Below are 15,650 nucleotides of genomic sequence, written 5' to 3'. Positions count from 1 at the left end.
GCCCGTGTGCGATCCTGGAGCGGTGTCGTCGATCGCGGAGGCCGAGCGCGCGCTGGAGGCTGCCGGTGATGCCTTCGCACGGATGGACGTCGACGGCGTGGTGGCCTACCTCTCCACTGCCATCCGCGACTTCACCGCCGGTGATCAGCCGTGCCGGGCGGCGATGGCGTGCGTCCAGCTCGGCGACACGTTCGCCAACCTGCTGGGCAACCTGACCGCGGCCCGAGCCTGGTTCACCCGGGCCAGCCGGCTGGTGGCCGACCAGCCACCATGCCTCGAACAGGGCTGGGTGGCGGTCGCCGCGATGGGCTGCGACGTCGCCGACCCCGACGAGCTGCTCGCCGCGTCCGAGCTGGCCCTGGACCGCGCGCGGCGCTTCGACGACGTGAACCTCGAGACCAAGGCCTTGGCCGACGGAGGCCTGGCCCACGTACAGGCCGGACGCATCGCGCATGGGATGGCGCTCCTTGACGAGGCGATGGCTCTGGCCTGCGGTCCCGCCGACGACACCGGCACAGCGGCGAAGTCGGTGTGTTCGTTCTTCACCGCCTGCTACTTCTCCACCGACTTCGAGCGGGCCGACACCTGGACGGAACTGCTGCGCAGACGCGGTCTGATCGGCCTCGAGCCCGGCGGCCCGGTGTTCCTGTCGAGCCACTGCGACCGGTTGAAGGCAAAGCTGCTCGTCGAGCTCGGCCGGTGGGGTGAAGCCGAGGCAGTCCTCACCAGGGCGCGGGCCGAGTTCGAGGCGGTGATGCGCATTCCCGGCTGGCATCCCGACATCGGCATGGCCGAGCTGCGCGTCCGTCAGGGCCGGCACACCGACGCCGAGCTGCTGCTGCTCGGCAAGGACCAGTTGCTCGAGGCGCTGCTGCCGGCGGCCCAGCTCCACCTGGACCGGGGCGATTACGCCCTGGCCCGAGCGGCCGCGCTGCGGGGGCTGCGCGGCGCGGGCGACGACCGCTTGCGGGCCGTCGAGCTGCTCGCGGTGCTGGTGGATGCCGAGCTGGCCGCCGACGACCTCGACGCCGCCAGGGCCGCCAGCGAGCGTCTGGTCGAGCGCGTCGCCGGCGTCGACGTGCCCTCGCTTCGGGCTCGCGGTGCCGATGCCCGCGCCCGAGTGCTCACCACCGCCGGCGATCTGCGCGGCGCGGTGAGCGTCCTCGAGCCAGCCCTCGACGACCTCGATCCGGCGCGCCTGCCGTGGATGCGCGCCTGCCTCCTGCTTCATCTCGCTCGGCTGCGGGAAGCGGCCGGCGACACCGCGGCCGCCACCCTCGACGCCGTCGCCGCGGCCGCCTCGCTCGACGGGCTCGACGTGGTGTTGGCGCCGGCCGATGCCGCGGTGCTGGGGAGGCTGGGCCCGGTCGCCGGCCGAACCCGATTCGGAAGCGCGGCCGTCGAGCCGTCGACCGCCACGCTGCGCCGCGACGGCAAGTGGTGGGTGGCCTCGTGCGAGGGAGTGACCGTCCGCCTGCGCGACACGTTGGGGTTGCGCTACCTAGCCGAACTCGTCGCCACCCCGGGTGTCGAGCGCCACGCGCTGGACTTGGTCGACCGGGTCGAGGGTGTCGACGCCGGCGGCCTCGCCCGCCGCAAGCTCGGCGACGCCGGGCCGCTGGTCGACTCCCAGGCCCGAGCCGCCTACCGCCGCCGCATCGAGGAACTGCGGGCTGAGATCGACGACGCGTTCGCCGCCGAGAACATCGAGAGGGCCGAAGCCATCCAGGGCGAGCTCGACCTGCTCGTGTTGCAGCTAACGCAGGCATTCGGCCTCGGCGGCAAGGAACGGCGGGCAGCCTCGGCAGCCGAGCGAGCCCGGCTCAACGTCACCCGGGCGCTGCGGTCGGCCGTCGCGAAGGTCGTGGAGGCGCTGCCAGGGCCGGGCGCGGTGCTCGACCGGCGGGTCCGTACGGGTCTGTACTGCGCCTACGAGTGTGCCGCTTCACCCGAGGACGAGGTGCGCTGGATCGTTCAGTGCTGAGTGAACGCCATCGCGTCCGGTTGAACGCCAAGAAGATGTGACCACACCCCAGACACCCTTCCAGCCGGCCGTCGACGAGATCGCCGACGGCATCTACCGCATCTCGACCCTCATCCCCGACGTGGGCCCCGAGGGTTTCACGTTCAACCAGTTCCTCGTGGATGCCGACGAGCCGCTGCTGTTCCACACCGGCATGCGGGTCTTGTTCCCGCTGGTGAGCGAAGCCGTGGCCACGGTGGTGCCGGTCGAATCGCTGCGCTGGATCAGCTTCGGCCATGTCGAGGCCGACGAGAGCGGCAGCATGAACATGTGGCTCGCCGCCGCGCCGAACAGCCAGGTGGCCTTCGGGGCGCTCGGCTGCGACGTGTCGCTCAACGACTTGTGCGACCGGCCGCCCCGCGTGCTCGAGGCCGGCGAGGTGATCGACCTCGGAGGCAAGCGCGTCCGGCAGATCTCCACTCCCCACGTGCCGCACGGGTGGGAAGCACAGGTGCTCTACGAGGAGACGACCGGCACCCTGCTGTGCGGCGACCTGCTCAGCCAGACAGGTGCACCGCCGGCGCTCGTGACCACCGACGTTCTGGAAGCCGCGCTCGCGGCCGAGGCGATGTTCGGATCGACGTGCCTGGCGCCGCACACCGGTCAGGTGCTGCGCGGCCTTGGTGACCTGCAGCCGACGACGCTCGCGATCATGCACGGCTCGTCGTTCCAGGGCGACTGCGCCACGGTCTTGTACGACATGGCCGGTGCTTACGAAGCCCTCATTGCGGGCGCGATGGTCACTCCACGGTGATGCTCGCGGTCATTCCCGGCCCTGGGTGGACCTGGCAGAAGTACTCGTAGGTGCCGGGTTCGTCGAGGGTGAGCTCGAAGGTCGCCCCCTGCTGCGCGAGCTGGCCGTCGAACACCTGGGGGGTGGGTTGCTCCCTGGTGCCGGCGGTGACGGTGTGGTCGATGGCGTCCTCGTTGACGAACGTGATCGTCGTACCGGCCGCGACCACGAGCGGGTCGGGCTGGAAGTTGAAGGTCGCGACCACTACGGAGGCCTCCTTGTCGTCGGACTGCTCCGTGTCGTCGGTGTCGTCGGCGCCGCCGCACGCCACGAGGGCGAGGGCAGCCACGGCGACGAGGCCAGTGGGAAGGCGGGGATGGTGATGCATGACGGTTGTTCGTTGCCGTTGCCCTCGCCGGATGTCATGTCCGAACTCGGACCTCGCCAAGCGGGCGGACGCGCCGCAGCCGCACCCGCTCCTGTAAGGCGCGGGTGCGGCTGCGAGTGGGGGGTCGATCAGCCCGGGAACTGCTCGGGCATCTGGGCGCTGATCGCCTGAGAGAGGGCCAGGGCCGTGCCGGGCATGTGCTGGGCGGCCTCACGCAGCAGCGGGAAGACGTCGGGGGTGCCGGCGAGGACGGCGTCGACTGCTGCGATCAGCGTGTCGACGTGGACCTGCAGGTTCTCGGCCACCGCATCCGCAGGCAACTCGCCACCGGTCGCGCTGTCCACGAACGCACCGAAGTCCGCCCGGTAGTCGTCCAGCTTCTGGCCGGCAGCTTCTTGCATCGCGGTGTCACCAGTCGCCCCGCCGAGCGTGTACTCGACGAAGAACCCGATGTGATTGCGCCACAGCTCCAAGAACTGCGCACCGGCCTCGTCGCCGTAGACACCACCGATCGCCTCCGACAACGCCACCGAGTTCGCGTCGAGCGTGTCGACGGCGTCCGCGGTCGCCGGCGCCTCGAGGTCACCACCGTCGGCGACGGCCTGGTTGATGGCGAGTCCGGCCTGGTAGACGTGCTCCTGGAGCAGGTGCGTCAGACCGGCGCGCAGCGAGGACGCCGCAGACTCGGGGTCACCGTCGAACACGTCGGGCATTTGCGTCGTGATCGCGCCTGCCAGAGCCGACGCGGTGCTGGGCATGTGGCCTGCCGCAGCCGCCAGCTTCGAATACACGTCGGGGGTGCCGGCGAGCACGGCGTCGACCGCTTCGATCAGCGTGTCGACGTGGACCTGCAGGTTCTCGGCCACCGCATCCGCAGGCAACTCGCCACCGGTCGCGCTGTCCACGAACGCACCGAAGTCCGCCCGGTAGTCGTCCAGCTTCTGGCCGGCAGCTTCTTGCATCGCGGTGTCACCAGTCGCCCCGCCGAGCGTGTACTCGACGAAGAACCCGATGTGATTGCGCCACAGCTCCAAGAACTGCGCACCGGCCTCGTCGCCGTAGACACCACCGATCGCCTCCGACAACGCCACCGAGTTCGCGTCGAGCGTGTCGACGGCCGAGGTCACCGCTGGTGCTTCCATGTCGCCGCCCGCCTGAACCGCGGTCGAGATCGCTGCACCGGCGAGGTAGACGTGCTCCTGCAGGAGCGAGGTCAGTCCAGCGCGCAGACCGGCCGCTCCGGTCTCGACCGGCGACGCGCCTTCCTCCTCGCCCATGTGCGCGCCGGTGTCGCTGGTGTGCTCGGTGGTCTCCGGTGACATGGGCGGTGCTGTGGTCTCGGGCGAGGTGGGCTGCTGGCTCGACTGCTCGGTGTTCTCCGGCGAGCCGCTGTCGTCGCCGTTGCCGTCGTCGCTGTCGCCGCAGGCCGCGCCGAGCAGCGATGCGATAGCCACCGCTGTGCCGAACTTGATGAGCTTGGAATGCATTCGGTTCCTCCGATGCTGTGGGGGGGGATTGCTCACGTATTCGGAGCCGGCCCACCGAGCGGATGTGCGAATGTCGAAGACCCGGCGGTTCGCGACAGGCCATGGCACGTCGATCGGTTCTGGATCAAGATGCGGAGAAGGCCGTCTGGATCGTCACCCACTCGGACGCGACATCCGAGCAGCGGATCTGTTTCGAAGACACATGCGATGAACACCTACGACCTCACCCAAGCGAGCGACGCCGCACTCGTCGTGGCCGTCGGCCGCTGGCGGGAGGACGCCCTCGCCGAGGTCTACCGGCGTCATGCGGGTTCGGTGTTCGCCCTCGCCGCCCGTGTCCTCGCCGACCGCACCCTGGCCGAGGAGATCGTCCAAGAGGTGTTCGTCCGCCTCTGGGATCACCCCGATCGCTTCGATCCCGAACGAGGCACGCTGCGCTCGTTCCTGCTCGCCCAGTGCCACCGGCGCGCGGTCGATCTGATCCGCTCGGAGGAGTCGCGCCGCGCACGTGAGGAGCGCCAGCACCGCCGACGAGCCGAGGCCGGATACGACCTCGAGCACGAAGTGGAGGACATGGCCGTCGCCGATCACGTGCGTGAGGCCGTCGACCAGCTTCCGCACGAGGAACGGCGCGCGATCGAGCTCGCGTACTTCGGCGGCAACACCTACCGTGAGGTCGCGGCCATCCTCGGCCAGCCGGAGGGCACCGTGAAGACCAGGATCCGAACCGGCCTACGCCGCCTCCGCAGCGAGCTCGCCACCGCCGGCCTGGGGGGAACGTCATGAACCACGACGAGATCGCCGAACTGCTCGGCGCGTACGCGCTCGACGCCGTCGACGACGCCGAGCGCGCCGAGATCGAGTCCCACCTCTCCGTGTGCGCCCGCTGCCGGGCAGAGGTGGAAGAGCACCGCGAGGTGGCCACCCTCCTCGCCTTCCGCGGCGGGCCGGCTCCCGACGGGGTCTGGCAGCGCATCGCCGGCGCCCTCGACGAGGCGCCCCCCAAGCTGCGCCTGGCTACGGTCGACGCAACCCCCCGGGCGCGACCGTCGCGGAGGTGGCTGCGCTCGGTCGCCACGATCGCGGCTGCCGCTGCCGCCGCCGCGATCGTCGTCTTCCTCGGGGTGCAGGCCCGTGACGGCGACCAGCTCGCCGAGATCGAGGAGGCCCTACGGGATCCCCTGGCTCAGGCGTTCGAGGCAGCCCTCGCCGCGCCCGACTCCCAGCTGTTCGAGCTCCGGTCTGCTGACGGGCAGCTCGCCGTGCCCGTCGCGGTGACCGGCGACGGCACCGGCTACATGCGCGCCACCGGACTCCCCGAACTCGACCCCGGCCGCACCTACCAGCTCTGGGGGGCGGCCGGCGACGAGCTCGTTTCCCTCGGGGTCCTCGGCGCCCGGCCCGACACCGTGTCGTTCCCGGCCGGGCCATACGCCGGCTTCGCCATCACCGAAGAAGCAGCACCAGGCGTGGTCACCTCGGCCAACCCGCCGGTCGTCGCCGGCGGCTCGACCTGAGGTCCATCGCCAGAGCGCGCGAGTTCGGCGTCAGGCCTTGCCGGTGCCGGAGGCGATGCCTTCCTCGTCGTCGACCGTGAGGTCGGGCTCACGGAAATCGGGGATGCCGCCGGCGGGAACGAGGGCGAGCAGGGCGAGGGCGGCGAGCAGCATCAGCGTCAGCTGCAGGGCGTCGAGGCGGGCGTCCGACAGCACCTCGACGGCGGCGTCTACCTCGGCCGGGCTGGCGCTCGTCCCCTCGAGCACGACCTTCAGCTGGTCGTTGGTGATGAAGTCGGCCCGGTCCAGGTTGACCTCCTGGACCAGCTCTTGGCTGAAGACGGGCGAAGCGGCAACGTCGCGGGCGACGAAGAACCCGAGCATCGAGACGGCGAGGGCGGTGGCGACGGCGATGCCGGCTGAGCCAGACATGTTGTGGGTCAGCCCACGGAACGCCCCGACATCGCCGGCGAGCTCCTTCGGCACCGACATCAGCAGCTTGTTGAACACGAGCGCCACGATGCAGCCCTGGGCGAGGCCGAGCGTGACGAGACCGACGACGATCGACACCTGACCCCAGCTGTTGCTGATCGTGAACGCGATCAGCGTGAGCGCGAGGAACACCACCAAGAACGCGACCCGCGCGATGCGCGCCGGGCTGAACCGGTCGTACAGCCGTGCCACCAAGGTGTTGGCGACGAAGATGGACAGGGTGTACGGCACGATCGTGAGCGAGGTCTTCCAGCCGCTGTAGCCCTGCACGACTTGCATGTAGAGGGGCAGCAGGAAGCTGGTGGCCGTGCCGATGAACAACATCAACGCCATGCACGCCACGATCGATCGCTCCTTGGACGAGCGCAGCACGTCGAGCGAGAAGAGCGGCGGTTTGCCCTCGTCCATCCGCTTGCGCGTCCAGCGGAAGAACGCCTGCAAGAAGACAGCGCCGCCGACGAGGAGGAAGATCACCGGCGAGATGCCGGCGATGTCGAACGGCGCGTCGTCGCTGGCGCCGATGAAGCCCCAGGCGTTGAGGAAGCTGAACCCGGCCGACAACAAGATGACGCCGATTGCCGAAAGGGCAGCACCAGTCCAGTCGATGACCACCTCCGGACGAGGGGCGATCGGCGCCAGCCGGAAGCTGAGGGCGATGTTGGCCGCGCCGAGCACTGCCAGGAGCACGAACGACCAGCGCCAACCGATGCTCGAGGCGAAGGCACCGGCGATCAAGAGCGACACGACCTGGGCGAGCGGGATGGCCGAGGCGAGGAAACCGATGGCCTGAGCTTGCTGCTTGCCGTGGTAGTTGCTGGCGATGATCACCGTCAACGACGGCGCCGCCAGGGCGACGGTGGCGCCAGACAAGGCCTGGGCGGCGAAGAGGCTCCACCCGACGTTGGTCAGCGAGATGACGATCGCCGCGACCGTCGGACCGATCATTCCGATCTGTAGCGCCTTGCGAACGCCGAGCCGCGCGGCAAGTCGGGCGCCGAGCAAGACGAACCCGGCCATCGCGAACGTGCCCGTGGTCAGTGCCAAGCCGACCGAGGTGGCCGGGATCCCGAGGTCTTCGACGATGCCCTGGATCGAAACGTTGAACGCGTTGAACGAGATCTGGATCTGGCACAGCATCACGATGGCAAGAGGCAGCCAGGAGGCGCGGGACGTAACGCCGGGGGTACTTGCAGTCGCGTGGGCCGTCATGTCGGTCAGCATGTCAGGCGCAGCCGTGCCGACCGTGATCCGCTGACCGGTTGTCCGACCCGAGGTCGGACTGCCATGCTCGGTGAGCGAAGCCAGGAGGCGATCAGATGACCCGCGCGATACCTGTCCCAGACGAGTTCGACCCGATCCCGTCACTCGGGACCATCGAATCCATCGACGTCCGTGTCGACGACGCCGCCTCCGACGCCGGCCTGCGCGCCGTTCTCGTCCGCGCTGACTCGGGAATGCCCGATCCATTCGACGCGGCGTCGCTGCGGTCGGCGGGCTTCACCGCCGAGCCCGGCCAAACCCATCTGCTCGCCGGGGCACCGCCCATGGTGCTCGTCGGTGTCGGCAGCGGCGCGGTCGACCTCAATGCCGCCCGTGGCGCCGGCGCGGCGATCGCCTCGTCGCTCCCGAGCGCGTCCGGGCTCTCGATCGACCTGGGCTCGGTCGAGGCCTCACCGGAAGTGGTGCGCGGTCTGGTCGAGGGCGTGATCTTGGCCAGGTACTCGTGGGACGCGCTCCGACGCGAGCCCTCGAAGACGCAGGTCGGCGCGATCACGATCGTGACTGCTGGCGGAGCGACGGAAGTGCTCATCGACGCTGCGCGGCGCGGTCATCTCGAGGCGTTGGCGCACTGTGTGTCTCGCGACCTCGCCAACTGTCCCCCGGCGCATCTGACCGCGGTGCGTTGGGCTGCCGTCGCCGAGCGCATCGGGCCGCAGCGGGGGCTGAGCGTCGAGACGCACGACCGCGCGTGGTTGCTCGAAGAACGATGCGGCGGGGTGATCGCCGTGAACGGGGGCAGCGACGAGGAACCCCGTCTGATCACGCTCGAGTACCAGCCGGACGCGTCGGTCGCCAACGGCCGGCACGTGGCGCTCGTCGGCAAGGGCCTCACGTACGACTCGGGTGGTCTCGCCATCAAGCCCGGCGATGCCGTGCACGCGATGATGAAGAACGACATGTCGGGCGGCGGCGCGGTCTTCGCCGCGATGCTCGTGCTCAAGCAGCTCGCTGTGCCCTCCCGGGTGACGGCCTACATCATGTGCACCGACAACATGCCGTCGGGCAGCGCCATGAAGATGGGCGACGTCATCACCCACCGTGACGGCACCACCGTCGAGGTGCTCAACACCGACGCCGAGGGTCGTCTCGTGATGGCCGATGCACTGGTGTTGGCGAGCGAGCTGCAACCGGACGCGATCATCGACATCGCGACGCTCACCGGAGCCTGCATGCGGGCACTCGGCACGGAGATCGCCGGCGTGATGGGCACCGACCAGGAGCTCGTCGACCTGCTGCGCGCCGCGGGCGAGACGACCGCCGAGCCGCTTTGGCAACTTCCGATGGGCGCCCACTTCCGAGAGGAGCTGGACTCCGACGTGGCCGACATGAAGAACCTCGGGCTCGCCGATGCCGGTGCATCCAGCGCCGCCGAGTTCCTCGCCCACTTCGTCCACGGCGTGCCGTTCGCGCACATCGACATCGCCGGTGTCGCAGCCGTCGCCAAGCCTGCGGGCTGGAAGACGCGTGGGATGAGCGGCTTCGGCGCCCGACTGCTCGTCGAGGCCCTCGAACGGTTCCCCGCCCAAGTGTGAACTGAGAGTGCTTTCCGCGACGTCGCCAGGATCGCCATGACCGAACCCGAACCCAGCCCCATCGATGTGGTGCAGCGGTACTTCGCCGCGATCCGCGCCGCCGACGGGCGCGTCGCGGAGCTCTTTCACCCTGACGCCGAACTGATCGGGCTTGGAACGGTGGTGCGCGGCCGGCCGGCGATCGACGAGTTCTACGCCGCCTCGATCGCCGCCGCCCGCCCGACGCCCCGGCCGCTCGGCCCCTACCTCGTCGCCGGCCACCGCGTCGCCGCCGAGATCGCCATCGAGTTGCAGGGCGCGCCCGCCCTACACGTGATGGACCTGTTCGAGATCGACGGCGGCCGGATCCGCCGGCTCACCTACTTCGTCGCCGATCGAGGCTGAGCTCAGAGGCCGCTCAGGGGCGCGTAGTGCTCAACGGTCGGGAACGGGTCGTAGAAGTGGTGGAGCAACTCTCGCCACCTCGAGTACTCGGGTGAGCCGCGGAAGCCCTCGGTGTGGCTCTCCAGCCGATCCCACTCCACCAGCAGCAGGTAGCGCTCGTCGCGCTCCACACAACGCGTAAGGCGCAGCGACAGGAACCCCGGCATCGAGGAGATGATGGCCTTGGCCTGTTTGAACGCCTCCTCGAACTCCTCCTGCTTACCCGGGATGACATCTAAGACGGCGTGCTCGAGGATCATGGGGTCTGATTCTGTCAATCGAGTTCGAGGACGAGACGCAGTCCATCATCTAGCGCTACCAGCTCCTCGTACGTCAGGCGCCCGACGAATTCGCCGAGCCGCTCGGGCGCAACGGCCGACGTCTGCTCGATCAAGACCTGAGTCTGTTCGTCGTTGACCGTGATCGTCGGACGAAAGATGCGTGGCGGTGCAGACCGGGATGTGGGCGCCACGAGCACGGTCGACAGCATCAGATCATCTGACTGCACGATGACGGCGTACCGACTGCCCCGTTGTTCGCTCTTGCGCGCTCCACGCGGGGCTCGGAGTCGATGGATGTCACCACGCACGAAGTTCATCCATCTCCGACAGCACCTTGCGGCTCTCAGCGCGGTCGGCTTCGTCGTTCATCAGTGCCAGTGACTCGAGGCGCATCTGCTCGCGCCGACGAAACCGCAAGGCGTCGACGAGTGCTTGGCGGATCGCGTCTGACGCAGTCGACCCGTCGGCCATCAGCTCAGCAAGGGCTCGTTCGGAGCGTTCGTCGGTTCGGAAGTTGACCACCGGCATATGACAACCATACGACGTACCGTAAGACATCTCAACTACGCACCGTGTGGTCATCGGGTGAACGTGAGGTGGGTGACGCCGCTCGGCGTCGAGACCGTCTCCACTTCGTAGTGCTGCTCCAACCCCTCCAAGCCGTCCCAGAGCCGAACCCCGCGGCCGAGCAGGATCGGCACCTGCACGACGTGCAGGTGGTCGACGAGACCGGCGGCGAGGAACGCGCGCACCACAGTCGGGCCCCCACCGATGCGGACGTCCTGACCGGCAGCTGCATCCCGCGCCACCTCGAGTGCATCCACCGGCGCGGCGTCGAGGAAGTGGAACGTCGTACCACCCGCCATCGGGAGCGACGGGCGCGGACGATGGGTCAGGACGTACGTCGGCGTGTGGAACGGCGGTTCGTCGCCCCACCACCCGCGCCAATCCGGGTCGTCCTGCCAGCCCGGAGGGCCGAACTTGCCGGCACCCATGATCTCCGCACCGATCCCCGGTCCATGACGGTCGGCCATCGCGTTGTCGAAACCCTCGGTGCCGCCCGGTTCGCCGAGGACTTCGCGGTGGGCGAACCGAGTGGCCAACAGCCACTCGTGGAGCCGATGCCCGGCGTGGCCGAACGGCGCGTCGAGAGCCTGCCCCTCACCAGTGGCGAACCCGTCGAGCGAGATCGAAAAGCTGTGAACGCGGACGCGCGACATGGCGGCTCCTTGGGGTTGTGGTTGTTCATCGAGGACAACCACTCACCCGCAAGCGTGCCGGATGATCGGGCTTTCCGGCGTTTCAGTCGGAAAGGAGAGAGCGAATGGTCTCGGCCTCGGCCGTGATCGTGTCGGCAGAGACCAAGTGAGTGGCGTGGGTGCTCAGCGTGTTCACCCAGTTCTGCAGGATCGTCTCGGCGGTGCCGCTCTCGAACAGCTCGGCACGTAGCTCGGTGAGGCGCTGCCGGTAAAGAGCAGCGAACTCCTCGTTGGCCTGGAAGCGCTCGACGAGGGGGTTCGACCGTCCACCGCGCATCCCTCCTGCGCCGCCAGGGAACCCACCCTCTGGTGGGGTACCTCCGGGAATCGCTCCATCGGGGAGCGTTCCATCGGGAAACGCTTCCGGTGCCGTGCCGGCGGGGAACTCGCCACGACCGCCGCCGGGGAAGCCACCGCCAGGTCCCATGCCGAACCCGCCGAAGGCGAGGTTCATGTCCCAGGGGACGACGGTGAACCGGCCGCTCGCGGCGTCCCACCACAAGTAGGAGTTGTTGCCCGGACCGTCGATGTCGTCGGTGTTCTCGATCAGGTCCATCATCGCGAGGTAGGTCGCGAAGGCGTCGACGTCGAGGTACTCGGACAGCTCGGCTGCGAAGGTGTCGTCGTCGCTGTTGTTGAGGAAGTCGAGGAACTCGATGAGCGGGGTCAAGTCGGTGAGATCGTCGCCACCCTCTTGATCGAACACGTCGGTGTAAGCGTCGGGGTCGTCGCCTCGGTAGCTCCAGTCGCCGGAGGCCTCCGCCTTGAAGAGCGCCCCGTCGGCCTCGAAGCTGGCGTCTTGCCAGGCGTCGTCGCCGGGGTGCTCCACGATCAGGCGCAGCACCGGGTCGCTGTTGTTCATCGACACGCTCGCCGGGGCGGCGGCCTGGGACGCAAGCCCTGCCTCGTCGAGCAGGGCGAGCGCGACCGCCTCGTTGAGCGAGGTCTCGGTGTTGTTCGACCGGATCACGATGTCGGAGTAACCGTGGTGGGTCTGGCCGTCGACGTTCCGGTCGAGTCGGATCAGCCACGGCAGCGTCTCGGGCGACCCGGCCGCCGACTCGGCGTTCGAGTCTCTCCCCAACGCCATGAGCGACGAGTTGCCCTTCAGGCGCATTCCGGTGTCCTCGTAGGTGGCCCCGTCGATCGTGACGGTGACCTGCATCCACTCCTTGTCACCGGTCGCCGAGTACGCCTCTAGAAGCGCGTCGTAGTCGGCTTCGTCGAAGGTCACCGAGATCTCGTGCACGACGGTGGGGTCGAACACGTCCGCGCCGGCCAGTGACACGGCCTGGTCGGCCGAAGTGGTCTCCGGGTTGGTCGTGACCGGTGGCGCCGTGGGATCGGCGGCGACGGCGTCGTCGTCGGTCGCGGCCGGTGCGTTCGTCGGTTCGGCCGATGCGGCGACGGCGAGCGACGAATCGTCGCCAGAGCTGCAGCCGGCCGCCGTCAAGGCGACGGCGACAAGGGTGGCCGCCCAGCGGCGAGCCGGACAGAAGTTGGGTGTCATCGAAGCACGTCTCACACAAGGTCGGCTCCTCGTTCACCGCCGAGGCAAACGAGGAGGAATGGGCGGTGACGTCCTGATGTACAACGCCCACCTGGCAATTCGCTGTGACCTGGCCATGAGTTGCACGGCACTCACCTGCAACGCCGCCCAGGATCCGCGGGACCTCCGAACTCATGGGCTACGCCAAGTTGCTCGGCCACTCCTGTTAGCCGGCGCTCACGCGTCCACAGCGTCGCTTTCGTGTGCCCCGGGTTTCGCGCGGTCAGCTCGCTTGATCGCGGGCGGCGGTGCCGGCGTGGCTGTTCCTCGCAACGAGCGGATGCCGTCGCGGCAAGTGCCTCGGGTTGCGGTGGAGCGACATCGACCTCGACCAGGCGACGGCCGTCATCTCGCGCCAGGTCGTCACGGTCCAGCAGCAGGTGATCGTGAAGGAGTTCCCGAAGACCAAGACGCCGCACAAGATCCACCTCGACACCGGCACGGTGACGATGCTCCGCCGACTGCGCGCTGAGCACGCCGAACGCAGGCTCCGTCTCGGTCGTGGCCAACACGACGACCACTACGTTCTACACACACGTGACTCCACCGATGCAGAGTGAGGCCGCCGAGACGGTGGCGCGCAGTGTGTTCGGAACCGATTCCAACTGACCCGCTGGCGGTCAATCCGTCATCGGCACGTCGCCAGTCGACGCGAGAACCTCGTCGCCCGTGATCGCGTTCAGCGAGACGGTGAAGCTGTCGCCGTACACCTCCGGATCGATCCTCGTGCCGAGCAGACTCCCCTGACGAGCTGTCGTCTGCGTGCGGAGACGTCCGTTGATCGACAGCGTCCAGAACTCTGCACCATCGGGAGGAACAGCCTCCCCGAGGTCGGCCTGGAGGAACCGCCCATCCGCGGCCTCGACGATCTGGAAGCCCGCGCTCGAGTTGGCAAGTGCGACATTGGCGGCCGGAATGATCCGCGCCGTGACGACATCGCCCGACTCGATGATCTCGGGTCGGTGGAACCTCGGATCAGTCGCCGCGTCCGCCACGACCTGGGTGTAGTACCGGTTGCCGTCGGGAGTGAGATGGATGCCGTCCTCGAATAGACAGTCACCCTCGCAGTCGGCCACGAGCGCACCCCAGTCGAGGAGCTCGACGTTGGGGTGAGCGGCAGCAGCTTGCCGGAACAGCTCGGTGTTCGGCGCGGTCCAATCCCGGTCGGCGGTCGACGTCACCAGAATGACCTGCGGCACCGTCGCCAGCGCGTCGAGCACCGCGTCGAGATCGTCGCTCATCACGGTTCCATTGGTGCCGAGGTGGAGAACGACCACGGAGGCGTCGTCGAGCTGACGCCGCCGCACCATCTCGTCAACCAAGTAGTTGACCTCGTGGAACTGGCGGCTTACGACCGCGTCGACGACGAAGCCCTCCTCGGCAAGTGAGGGCGCGGCACCCAACATCACCTGGTCGCCGATCGCGAGCCGGTCGATGGACCCGCTTGTCGGGGCGCGCTCACCCGGCACCGTCACGGCCGTAGTCGTCGTGGCTGCCGATTCCACCGTCAGGTCCACCGCCACGGTGCCTCGCGGCCCAGTGATCGTCAAGCTCTCGATGTCGGCCGGGAGCCATGTCCACCAGAAGCCGGACGCGTCCGGGCTCACCGTCACATCGCCGGCTACCACGTCGTAGCCGTTGCTGTCGGGAGGAACCAGCCCGTATGCGAAGCGGTCGGGCACCTCGCCGAAAACACCCCACGCGCCGTCCTCGATCTCCGCAGCGGAATACTCGGCGACCGCCCTGCTTCCGTTGATCGGTTCCGCGTCACCATCAACGACGACCCAGGTCGTCTCGGAAGCGGCATGGTCATAGATCTTGAACACACCGATGTCGGTGTCGACCGATGCCCGCAGCACCGCATCCGCGGGCATGCCGTCGACCGGGGGATCAGGAAGCGCCGAACCACTTGTGACGGCCGAATCGTCCGGGAGCGTCGTACGGGGCACGCCCGAGCCCACGGGCACCACGGCGGGCGACCCCGAGTCACGCCATCCCATGGACCACGCCAGCCCCCCGAGCAACACCACAACCAGAGTCGCTGCAACGGCACCGAGCAACATCCTCGACCGAGGGCGAGGGGTCGTCACGGACGCCTCGGCGGCCCACTGGCCCGAACCCGTCCTGTCGAGCTGATCGTCGAGCCAACCGAAGTAGTCGGCCACCCGAGTAGCCACGTCATCGTCAGTCAGCATGGACCTCGACCTCCAAAGCTCTGCGAAGAGCGCTCAACGCACGCGCGAGATGCGTGCGCACCGTGGAATGAGACACCTCGAGCAACGCTGCGACCTCCACCATCGACCAGCCGTAGCCATGCACCAGGACGAGCGACACCCGCTGCGGCTCTGACAGCTCGGCGATCGCCGGGAGCATCGCCGGCTCGAATGCTGGCAACTCTCCACTCGGCGGTTCTGGGAAGAACGGTCTCCGCTTCGCCGCTCTGCGACCCGCGTTCTGACCCACCCGGAACAGATAGCCCGCCGGATTCTCCATCGCGCCGACCCGCTCCCAATGCTCCCAGCCGTACGCCAACGCCTCTGCGCACGCGTCGGCGCCGACATCAACCCCGAACGCAGCCACCAACGCCGCGCGCAACCGTCGACCGTGCGCATCAACGAACACCTCGAAGGTCACACCCATCAAGTCATCCCCAAGCGCGAAATCGTGACACGGTTCGCACCGGGACTTGCGGGCACAGAACATCGC

Annotated in this window: 17 protein-coding genes; 7 read left to right on the top strand and 10 right to left on the bottom strand. The window is 68.6% G+C overall.

Features of this window, described 5'->3' with window-relative positions:
- The first annotated feature begins 22 nt into the window (after positions 1-22).
- Together IPM43_14810 and IPM43_14805 are read left to right on the top strand one after the other, a co-directional pair.
- The gene (locus IPM43_14810; GenBank protein QQS24644.1) at positions 23-1,984 is read left to right on the top strand and encodes a hypothetical protein; all 1,962 of its coding nucleotides are present in this window, start codon (positions 23-25) and stop codon (positions 1,982-1,984) included.
- Positions 1,985-2,021: 37 nt separating this feature from the next.
- Positions 2,022-2,777 carry an MBL fold metallo-hydrolase gene (locus tag IPM43_14805; protein QQS24643.1) on the top strand — a complete coding sequence of 252 codons (756 nt, stop codon included), beginning with the start codon at positions 2,022-2,024 and terminating at the stop codon, positions 2,775-2,777.
- Here IPM43_14805 and IPM43_14800 read toward each other — a convergent pair.
- Both IPM43_14800 and IPM43_14795 read right to left on the bottom strand, forming a co-directional pair.
- The gene (locus tag IPM43_14800) at positions 2,764-3,144 is read right to left on the bottom strand and encodes a cupredoxin domain-containing protein (protein ID QQS24642.1); all 381 of its coding nucleotides are present in this window, start codon (positions 3,142-3,144) and stop codon (positions 2,764-2,766) included. The genes IPM43_14805 and IPM43_14800 overlap by 14 nt on opposite strands.
- Positions 3,145-3,272: 128 nt before the next feature.
- On the bottom strand, positions 3,273-4,631 hold the full coding sequence (locus IPM43_14795) for a copper amine oxidase (GenBank protein QQS24641.1): 1,359 nt from the start codon (positions 4,629-4,631) through the stop codon (positions 3,273-3,275).
- A gap of 207 nt (positions 4,632-4,838) precedes the next feature.
- Here IPM43_14795 and IPM43_14790 point away from each other — a divergent pair, with 207 nt between their 5' ends.
- Positions 4,839-5,417, top strand: a complete 579-nt coding sequence (locus IPM43_14790) for a sigma-70 family RNA polymerase sigma factor (protein ID QQS24640.1) — start codon at positions 4,839-4,841, stop codon at positions 5,415-5,417.
- Positions 5,414-6,148 (top strand): anti-sigma factor, encoded by a 735-nt coding sequence (locus IPM43_14785; protein ID QQS26480.1) that lies wholly within the window; start codon positions 5,414-5,416, stop codon positions 6,146-6,148. Before IPM43_14790 ends, IPM43_14785 begins: the two co-directional genes overlap by 4 nt.
- 30 nt (positions 6,149-6,178) lie before the next feature.
- Here IPM43_14785 and IPM43_14780 read toward each other — a convergent pair whose 3' ends face one another.
- Positions 6,179-7,828, bottom strand: a complete 1,650-nt coding sequence (locus IPM43_14780) for an MFS transporter (GenBank protein ID QQS24639.1) — start codon at positions 7,826-7,828, stop codon at positions 6,179-6,181.
- 107 nt (positions 7,829-7,935) lie between these two features.
- Between IPM43_14780 and IPM43_14775 the strand changes: the two genes are divergently transcribed.
- Entirely contained in the window at positions 7,936-9,432 is a 1,497-nt protein-coding gene (locus IPM43_14775; protein ID QQS24638.1) for a leucyl aminopeptidase, read from the top strand.
- 36 nt (positions 9,433-9,468) lie between these two features.
- Positions 9,469-9,816 (top strand): nuclear transport factor 2 family protein, encoded by a 348-nt coding sequence (locus tag IPM43_14770; protein QQS24637.1) that lies wholly within the window; start codon positions 9,469-9,471, stop codon positions 9,814-9,816.
- Between the two features lie 2 nt (positions 9,817-9,818).
- On the opposite strand, the gene IPM43_14765 is transcribed toward IPM43_14770, so the two are convergent.
- The 5 genes from IPM43_14765 to IPM43_14745 all read right to left on the bottom strand — a co-directional run bounded on the left by IPM43_14765 (position 9,819) and on the right by IPM43_14745 (position 12,905).
- On the bottom strand, positions 9,819-10,115 hold the full coding sequence (locus tag IPM43_14765; protein QQS24636.1) for an antibiotic biosynthesis monooxygenase: 297 nt from the start codon (positions 10,113-10,115) through the stop codon (positions 9,819-9,821).
- Between the two features lie 14 nt (positions 10,116-10,129).
- Complete coding sequence (locus tag IPM43_14760) at positions 10,130-10,444, bottom strand: type II toxin-antitoxin system PemK/MazF family toxin (GenBank protein QQS24635.1); 315 nt, start codon at positions 10,442-10,444, stop codon at positions 10,130-10,132.
- Positions 10,434-10,664 carry a hypothetical protein gene (locus IPM43_14755; GenBank protein QQS24634.1) on the bottom strand — a complete coding sequence of 77 codons (231 nt, stop codon included), beginning with the start codon at positions 10,662-10,664 and terminating at the stop codon, positions 10,434-10,436. Before IPM43_14755 ends, IPM43_14760 begins: the two co-directional genes overlap by 11 nt.
- A gap of 50 nt (positions 10,665-10,714) precedes the next feature.
- On the bottom strand, positions 10,715-11,356 hold the full coding sequence (locus tag IPM43_14750) for a dihydrofolate reductase family protein (protein QQS24633.1): 642 nt from the start codon (positions 11,354-11,356) through the stop codon (positions 10,715-10,717).
- Positions 11,357-11,438: 82 nt separating this feature from the next.
- Positions 11,439-12,905 (bottom strand): CotH kinase family protein, encoded by a 1,467-nt coding sequence (locus tag IPM43_14745; protein ID QQS24632.1) that lies wholly within the window; start codon positions 12,903-12,905, stop codon positions 11,439-11,441.
- Positions 12,906-13,192: 287 nt separating this feature from the next.
- Here IPM43_14745 and IPM43_14740 point away from each other — a divergent pair, with 287 nt between their 5' ends.
- Complete coding sequence (locus IPM43_14740) at positions 13,193-13,504, top strand: hypothetical protein (protein ID QQS24631.1); 312 nt, start codon at positions 13,193-13,195, stop codon at positions 13,502-13,504.
- Between the two features lie 60 nt (positions 13,505-13,564).
- Here IPM43_14740 and IPM43_14735 read toward each other — a convergent pair whose 3' ends face one another.
- Positions 13,565-14,818, bottom strand: coding sequence for a hypothetical protein (locus IPM43_14735; GenBank protein QQS24630.1), 1,254 nt, complete (start codon positions 14,816-14,818; stop codon positions 13,565-13,567).
- Between the two features lie 310 nt (positions 14,819-15,128).
- Positions 15,129-15,584, bottom strand: a complete 456-nt coding sequence (locus IPM43_14730; protein QQS24629.1) for a sigma-70 family RNA polymerase sigma factor — start codon at positions 15,582-15,584, stop codon at positions 15,129-15,131.
- Positions 15,585-15,650: the final 66 nt, after the last annotated feature.

The organism is Actinomycetota bacterium (assembly GCA_016700055.1).
GTDB lineage: Bacteria > Actinomycetota > Acidimicrobiia > Acidimicrobiales > Ilumatobacteraceae > Kalu-18.
This window is presented reverse-complemented; position numbering and strand designations above follow the sequence as displayed.